The sequence below is a fragment of the Thermodesulfobium sp. 4217-1 genome (assembly GCF_039822205.1).
Classification (GTDB): Bacteria; Thermodesulfobiota; Thermodesulfobiia; order Thermodesulfobiales; family Thermodesulfobiaceae; genus Thermodesulfobium.
On sequence record NZ_JBAGBW010000041.1, the window covers coordinates 1 to 7602 of the forward strand.

Here is a 7602-nt window from a genome sequence, read left to right on the forward strand (position 1 = left end):
CCCTCTTGACAACATTATTTTTATAAATATAATTATTTTTAGCACTCTAAGAGAATGAGTGCTAAAAATAATACTTAGGAGGTGTAAACATGTTTAAACCTGTTAGATCTTTGTTGAGGTCATCTGATCCATTCGAAAATCTATTTACTATTCAGGAAAGAATTAACAAGGTTTTTAATGACTTATTGCCTTCTTCAGAAGTTGATTCCACTTCACGTTGGGTACCTGCAATAGACGTGTTTGAAAAGGAAGGCAATATAGAAATCGAGTTAGAGGCACCAGGAATTAAGGAAGAAGACTTAAAAATTAAGATTGAAGATGGCATGCTCATCATTAGTGGTGAGAGAAAGTTTGAAAAAGAAGATAAAAAAGAAAATTATTACAGAATGGAAAGAAGCTATGGTAGTTTTTCAAGAAGCTTCTCGCTTCCAGACAACGTAGAAAGAGATAAAATTGGTGCAAAATACGAAAACGGTCTCCTAAAGATTACTCTACCAAAAAAGCCAGAATCTCAGCCAAAAGAAATACCTGTGAACTTTGTAAAGGAAATAGAGAAATAGATCTTATTTATCTCCCCCCGCAATATTGCGGGGGGATTTTTTTAGATAATTAACATTGCATCGCCAAATGAATAAAACCTATAGTTGTTTTCAATTGCATGACTATAAGCTCTTTTAATCAGATTTATACCTCCAAATGCCATGGTGAGAGCTAAGAGACTGGTGTTTGGAAGGTGAAAATTAGTCATAAACATATCTGGAACCTTAAAGTTATAACCAGGCAAAATCACTGTATCTATGTATCCGTTGTAAGAATTTGGAACAGTAGATTCAACAGTCCTCATGCTAGTAGTTCCAACAACCAAAACTTTATTTCTTAACTTAGCCTTTTTTATAGAATCACATACCTCTTGTGAAATATCTACCCATTCAGGCTCCAACAAGATCTCACCATCGTTCGAAATTGACTTAAAAGTTCCAGGCCCTACGTGAAGGGTAATAAATTTAATCGCTACACCCTTTTCTTTTAACGCATCCAATAAACTCTGCGTAAAGTGAAGCCCTGCAGTGGGAGCCGCGACTGATCCTGGTACATTTGCAAATTTTGTCTGATATTTCTCATCAAAATCCTTACTAAATTTCTTTACATATGGGGGTACAGGAACCATTCCAAATTCTTCAAGCACTGAATCGATATCATCATAAAACTCTATAATCCTTCTACCCTGCAAGTCTATGTCTTTAACGTTTCCCATTTTTTTGCCATTTAACAAGATCTCTTTGCCAATCTTTAATCTCTTACCTGGCTTTGCCATAAAAAGCCCAGTTTTGGAATCGATTTTCTTTATTAGAAGCACTTCAACTTTTGCAGAGCTGTCGGTTACTACATAAAGCCTTGCCTTTATTACTTTGGTATTGTTTAAAATAATTAAATCACCATTATTTAGAAAGTTTGGCAAATCTCTTACTATGCAATCTTCAAAACCTAATTTTTTTTTATCAATAACAAGAAGTTTTGCGCTGTCGCGAGGTTCGAGAGGCTTTTGCGCAATCTTTTCATTTGGAAGAGAATAGCTTAGATTCTCCATTAACTCTTTATCAAGGATCAAATTTTGTTACCTCCGTACCAGGAAAATAATGTTTGATAATATTTTTATAGCTAATATTTGATTTAGCCATAGCATAAGCGCCCCATTGGCTCAACCCTACACCATGACCACTGCCAGAACCCTCAAAACTAAGGAACCTTTCATCGATAGTTACCCTAAAATTAGTGCTATAAAGTCCAAAAATTTTACGAAGCTGGAGCGAAGTCACAATATATTTTTTCTTGTTGATTGTGAATTCAACTTTTTCTGCTCTGCCTGAGCTATCAATGGAGATTATTTTAACACCATTAAATTTATAATCATTGGAACTATCTTGAATAAATTTCTCATTTTTTAAAGTTTCGAACACTTTGTCCAGAGGGATTTTCTTAATCCAATGGACATAAGGTGAAAATTTATCATAATCTCTTACAGGAATCAGATAAGGTATCTGAGAACCCCAAACATTTTCTACATTCTCTGTCATGCCCATTCCGGAAGATGAATGATAGAACACAGATGCAATACTACCCTTATAGGAGATTATCTCTCCATTTGTTTTATCAACTGCTTCTTCAATGTTTTTCGGAACCAGTGATCTAATATCGAAATTTTGGTTTAAACTATTTGGCAATATATAACCATTTTCTTTAATTTTTTTCAAAGCGTATGTTCTAGCCAAAATTGCCTGAGCCTCCAACGCCTGAATAGGCCACGAAGAAGGCATCTCACAAGACACAACTTTTTTTACATAAGATTCCAGATCTATCAGGACAAAAGCGTTCAAAAAACCATTTTTTTCACCAATCATTAAATTTGAATTTACCTCTAATCCGTCGATATTAATCGGATCTTTAGAGCTAACTTCAAATGTGTCGTTCTCAAAAACATAAATATGGCCACTATTGTTGTCACTAAATGAAGAAAACACAAAAATTCTTGAGGTTTTATATGGCTGTTTGTCTTTTCTTAAAACAATCTCAGACTGAGAAGAAATATGAAAAACCTTAGCAGTGCTAATTAAAACAGGCACAGTATAGGCATCAGAGTTTGTCGCAAAAAAAGAGAGAATGAAAACAAGAAAAAGAATTGATCTAATATTTATCACTTTCTAAAAAAATAAAAAAATAGGTTTAACAGTATTGTCAAAATTAAGCTTACAAGCAGCATAGACAAAAATGGAAAATAAACCCTAATATTTGATCCTCTATATTCAAAATCACCAGGAAGCTTGCCAAAAAATGGCAATTTGTCAAACAACATTAAGAGGAGTCCGACAAAGATTAACAAACATCCTATTCCGATGAATATTTTAGAAAATTCGCTCACTTTTCATTAACTCTTGATCTTTTTCTTGTTATCATTTCATATTCACTCATAATACAGCCGCAATAGTGCTGCCTATAAATATTATTTTCTTTGGAAAACCTTATAGAATTTTGGTACAAAGATCTAAAATTATTAAAAATGTAATCGATCTTGTATTTGTTAGAAATATTTTCAAAACAGTCCTTTATAACATCGAGAGATTGATATGGGCTTATAGATAAAGTGGTAGAAAATGCATCGAAACCCAGATCCTTTGCTATTTTAGCTGTTTTTTCAAGTCTCAAAAATATGCAATTTACGCATCTTTGATCAGTTGAAAAATTATTTATCCAACTCTCAACTCCCCAGTCAACAGAATAAGCTACCTCAAAATCCAAAAGCCTTGACACTTCTTCCAGGTTTACCCTTCTTTTCTCGTATTCTGAGAATGGATGAATATTTGGGTTAAAATAAAATCCCAAAAAATCTATACCCTGTGCCTTGAACCAGGGAACTACACCGCTGGCACAGGGTCCGCAACAAACGTGCAATAATACTTTCATTTACGAAGGAATTTTATTAAACTTAACCAGGAGTTCCTTTAGCTTATCTAACTCTTGCTTACCAAGAGGAACGAGCGGCAATCTCGGATTACCAGCTTTAAAGCCGATAAGATTGGTAGCAGCTTTAACAGGAATCGGGTTTGTACTTGTAAACATCGCTTTAAAAACAGGGAATAACTTCAGATGCATCTCTTTTGCTTTTACTGTATTTCCGTTTACAAAATCCATAACCATCTCTCTAATTTCAGGTCCAATAACGTGGCTTGCTACGCTTATTATTCCATAACCACCAACAGCTAATATAGGAAGAGTCATAGAGTCATCTCCACTATAAACCAGGAAATTTTCTTTTACCGATGATAGTATTTGAGATACCTGTTCTGTTGAGCCTGTTGCGTCCTTCAAAGCAACAATATTTTTTACCTCAGAAAGTCTTATAACAGTTTCTGGATTCACATTTATACTTGTTCTGCCAGGAATATTGTATAAAATGCACGGCAAGGATGTTGATTTGGCAACTGCCTTGAAGTGTTGATACAAGCCTTCCTGAGGTGGTTTGTTGTAGTATGGAGCTACAAGCAATACCCCATGTACTCCGACATTTTCAGCAATCTTTGTAGAGTTTATAGCAGTATCAGTTGAGTTTGAGCCAGTTCCAGCAATTATAGTGCCTTTGTCTTTTAATGAATCGTAAACCGATTTAAAGAGTTCAAATTCTTCCTGGTGAGTTAGTGTAGGAGATTCACCAGTAGTGCCCGCAAGGACTACACCATCAGAACCATTTTCAAGAAGAAAATTCGCAAGTTTAACCGCTTCATCATAATCAACCTTTCCTTCATCGTTGAAAGGCGTAACCATTGCGGTTAAAACTCTACCAAAATTGACTTGCATAATAAAAACCTCCTTTAATATTTTGGAAAGTTATTTTTTATTTATTAAAGACTCAGCAATCTGAACAGCATTCAATGCTGCTCCTTTTCTTAGATTGTCCGAAACAACCCAAAGATTTAGGCCAAACTTAACAGAAAAGTCCCTTCTAATTCTGCCAACAAAGGTTTCATTCTTATTGGCAGTTAGTATAGGCATAGGATAGATATTTTTTTCAGGATCGTCATACAGCAATACCCCAGGTGATTTTGATAAAAGCTCTTTAACTTCTTTTATGTCGAAGTCATTTTCAAATTCGATATTTACGCTTTCGCTGTGAGAATTTAATACTGGCACTCTAACTGCGGTACAAGTAATTGCAAGATCGTCAATATGCATTATCTTTCTGCTCTCATCGACTACTTTAATCTCTTCTTTTGTATAACCGTTTTCTTTAAAAACATCTATGTGAGGAATACAGTTAAAAGCAATTTGATAGGGGAATTTCTCACAAACTATTTCTTTCCCGTTAGCAATAGCATCAACCTGATTGTTCAAATCATCTATACCCTTTTTCCCAGCGCCAGAAACAGCTTGATATGTGGAAACCACAACTCTTTTTAAACCATATCTCTGATGCAATGGCCACAGAACAAGAACAAGCTGGGCAGTAGAGCAATTTGGGTTGGCAATAATACCTTTGTTATTAAATACATCATCCTCGTTCACCTCAGGAACCACTAAGGGGACATCAGGATCCATACGCCATGCGCTACTATTGTCAATAACCACACATCCTCTTTTGGCTGCCTCGGGAGCCAGTTCCTTAGAAAGATCGCCTCCAGCAGAAAAGAGAGCAATATTTATATCATCAAAAGCCTCAGGCCTTGCAAGTTCTACCACGATCTCTTTACCTTTATATAAAATCTTCTTACCAACAGATTTAATAGAAGCAAGAGCTTTAACTTCAGAAGCTGGAAAATTCCTCTCCTCCAGAACCGAAAGCATCTTAGAACCTACGACCCCAGTAGCACCAACAACTGCAACTTTTAAACTCATTTTATTAACAACCTCCTAAAACATTATAAATAGATTTCGTCTTCAGGATCTCTTTGTGACCAAAAGTTAGCAAGCATAGAACCAGAAATGTTATGCCAAACGCTAAAAACGACAGAAGGCAATGCAGCAATAGGGGTCAAAAATTTCATAGCCAGTACTGTACTCAAACCAGAGTTTTGCATTCCTACTTCAAATGATATCGCCCTCGCTTGTTTTTCTGTCATACCAAAAAGGTATTTTGAAGATAAATATGCTAACAAATAACCTAAACTATTATGCAAAACTACAGCAATAATAACAGGAATAGCCACCAAAAATAGCCTATCTCTTGTGACTGCGACAACAGCGCTAATAATCAAAACAATAGCAAACACAGAGACCGATGGCAAAAAATACGAAACTGCCTTGGTTCTTTCAGCGCCAAACAAAACTCTTATTAAAAAACCAAGAACTATAGGAACTATAATAATTTTAAATATATCAACAAACATAGCATTTGGATCTATTGGAATCCAAGTTCCTGCAAGCCAATAGTACAAATAAGGAGTGACGAAAGGAGAAAGAAGCGTGGTGATTGAAGAAACAGTTACAGAAAGTAAGACATCTCCTTTTGCAATCAAAGTCATAACATTAGATGCAGTTCCCGAGGGAGCGCAGCCGACCAGAACGACACCCGCAGCCAGTTGATAAGGCAACTGAAGTAAGAGAACGATGCCAAAACCTAATAAAGGCATAATAATAAATTGTAAAAGAACACCAATAATAACATTTCTCGGTTGTTTAAAAATCTGTTTGAAATCTTCTGGGCTAAGCGTCATTCCCATACCAAACATTATTATACCCAATAAGATAGAGATATACGGTACTAACCACTTAAAAAAATTAGGATTATAAAATGCTAAAATCGCGAAAATTATAACCCACATTGTAAAAAAGCCCGTAACCCATTTTATAAACCGATCAGCAATACTCACACTTAACCCCCTTTTAAAATATAAAAAAATAAAGTTAAAAGAGTATAACATAACAAAATATATTTATCTCAAAATTATTAATTTTCCTTCTTTGTTAACTCTATAAGTAACCCCTCTCCATAAAAGCTCATTTTGGAATAAGCCCTGAACAAAAGCTAGAAGCATAATAAAATAGTAAAAAGGCAAAAAGAATACTCTCAAAATCAATTGATTGTCTTCTTTAAAATCAAATTTAAGGATCATAGCGGAACCTAAAATAGTTACACAAATTGATGCAAATGTCCACACAAGATTGGTCTCATAAGAAGGATCAAAAAAATCCAAAGCTAAGGCTATATATGGGACCAAAAAAGCAAAATAGATGATGCCTGAAGAAACCCAAAGAGGCTTGTCCCACAACTTTAAAATCAAATACCGTCTTCTCCAGTATTCTAAAAATGAAGAAATATCAGCATCCTCAGGTGACAGCAAAAAAGCCTCAGGTACAAAAGAAACGTTTAAATTGGCCCTGCTAATTGCGCAGGTAAGATCTCTGTCTTCACAGACACTTTTTTCCCAAATTTTTATTCCACCAATTTTCTCAAAATCCTCTCTTTTTATAGCGAATGCACCGCCCCAAATGCCCCTGTTAAATGGGTTTAGTGCATGCACTATTCCCAGATTAACAAGAATAGCTCTCCCAAAACCGAAAAAAGTTTTATTTGGAGGAAAGTATTTTGGATAACCCGTTGTAATTGAAATCTTTTCAGAATGAAGAGGAGAAATTAGTTTTGAAACAAAGTCAGGACAGGGACTGCCATCGGAATCAAGCACAACAAGAATATCGTATTCCTTGCATTTCTGGATCGCCCTTACAATATTGTGCACTTTTTGGCTACAACTCTTTGAAATTCCAGAAACAATTACGTTTAACCTGTCACTATAATCCTTTTCAAACTCTTTTAAGATAGGGTATGCTTCATCCTTTTTAGAATCAACAACAAAATATATCTGGATGTTATTATAATCTTGATTCAATATAGAGAGAGCATTTGCCCTAGTGTTTTGTTCCAAACCCTTAAAAGGAGTTATTAGAAGCACCTTTTGATTAAATCCTGGATCAATAGCCTGACTCTTCCTTAGCTTGAAAAATAAGTAAACAAAATACCAACCAATAAAACAAGTTAATATTATAAAATACAAAAACAATGTGTACCTCACATAAAAAAATTTTCTATAAGCTCTGAATATAAACTTACAAACC

Annotated in this window: 9 protein-coding genes; 1 reads left to right on the forward strand and 8 read right to left on the reverse strand. The window is 34.9% G+C overall.

Features of this window, described 5'->3' with window-relative positions; translation table 11 throughout:
• Window positions 1–89 precede the first annotated feature (89 nt).
• Window positions 90–560, forward strand: coding sequence for an Hsp20/alpha crystallin family protein (locus V4762_RS09635; protein WP_347315569.1), 471 nt, complete (start codon window positions 90–92; stop codon window positions 558–560).
• A gap of 41 nt (window positions 561–601) precedes the next feature.
• Here V4762_RS09635 and queA read toward each other — a convergent pair whose 3' ends face one another.
• The 8 genes from queA to V4762_RS09675 form a co-directional block, all read right to left on the reverse strand.
• Window positions 602–1609, reverse strand: coding sequence for a tRNA preQ1(34) S-adenosylmethionine ribosyltransferase-isomerase QueA (queA, locus tag V4762_RS09640; RefSeq protein ID WP_347315570.1), 1008 nt, complete (start codon window positions 1607–1609; stop codon window positions 602–604).
• Window positions 1599–2696 (reverse strand): SpoIID/LytB domain-containing protein, encoded by a 1098-nt coding sequence (locus V4762_RS09645; protein ID WP_347315571.1) that lies wholly within the window; start codon window positions 2694–2696, stop codon window positions 1599–1601. Before V4762_RS09645 ends, queA begins: the two co-directional genes overlap by 11 nt.
• Complete coding sequence (locus V4762_RS09650) at window positions 2693–2917, reverse strand: DUF2905 domain-containing protein (protein WP_347315572.1); 225 nt, start codon at window positions 2915–2917, stop codon at window positions 2693–2695. The genes V4762_RS09645 and V4762_RS09650 overlap by 4 nt, the downstream gene beginning before the upstream one ends.
• Complete coding sequence (locus V4762_RS09655; protein WP_347315573.1) at window positions 2914–3459, reverse strand: epoxyqueuosine reductase QueH; 546 nt, start codon at window positions 3457–3459, stop codon at window positions 2914–2916. The genes V4762_RS09650 and V4762_RS09655 overlap by 4 nt, the downstream gene beginning before the upstream one ends.
• On the reverse strand, window positions 3460–4350 hold the full coding sequence (gene dapA / locus V4762_RS09660) for a 4-hydroxy-tetrahydrodipicolinate synthase (RefSeq protein ID WP_347315574.1): 891 nt from the start codon (window positions 4348–4350) through the stop codon (window positions 3460–3462).
• Window positions 4351–4380: 30 nt separating this feature from the next.
• On the reverse strand, window positions 4381–5385 hold the full coding sequence (locus V4762_RS09665; RefSeq protein WP_347315575.1) for an aspartate-semialdehyde dehydrogenase: 1005 nt from the start codon (window positions 5383–5385) through the stop codon (window positions 4381–4383).
• 23 nt (window positions 5386–5408) lie between these two features.
• On the reverse strand, window positions 5409–6359 hold the full coding sequence (locus tag V4762_RS09670) for a bile acid:sodium symporter family protein (protein ID WP_347315576.1): 951 nt from the start codon (window positions 6357–6359) through the stop codon (window positions 5409–5411).
• A gap of 63 nt (window positions 6360–6422) precedes the next feature.
• Window positions 6423–7547 (reverse strand): glycosyltransferase family 2 protein, encoded by a 1125-nt coding sequence (locus V4762_RS09675; protein ID WP_347315577.1) that lies wholly within the window; start codon window positions 7545–7547, stop codon window positions 6423–6425.
• Window positions 7548–7602 lie beyond the last annotated feature (55 nt).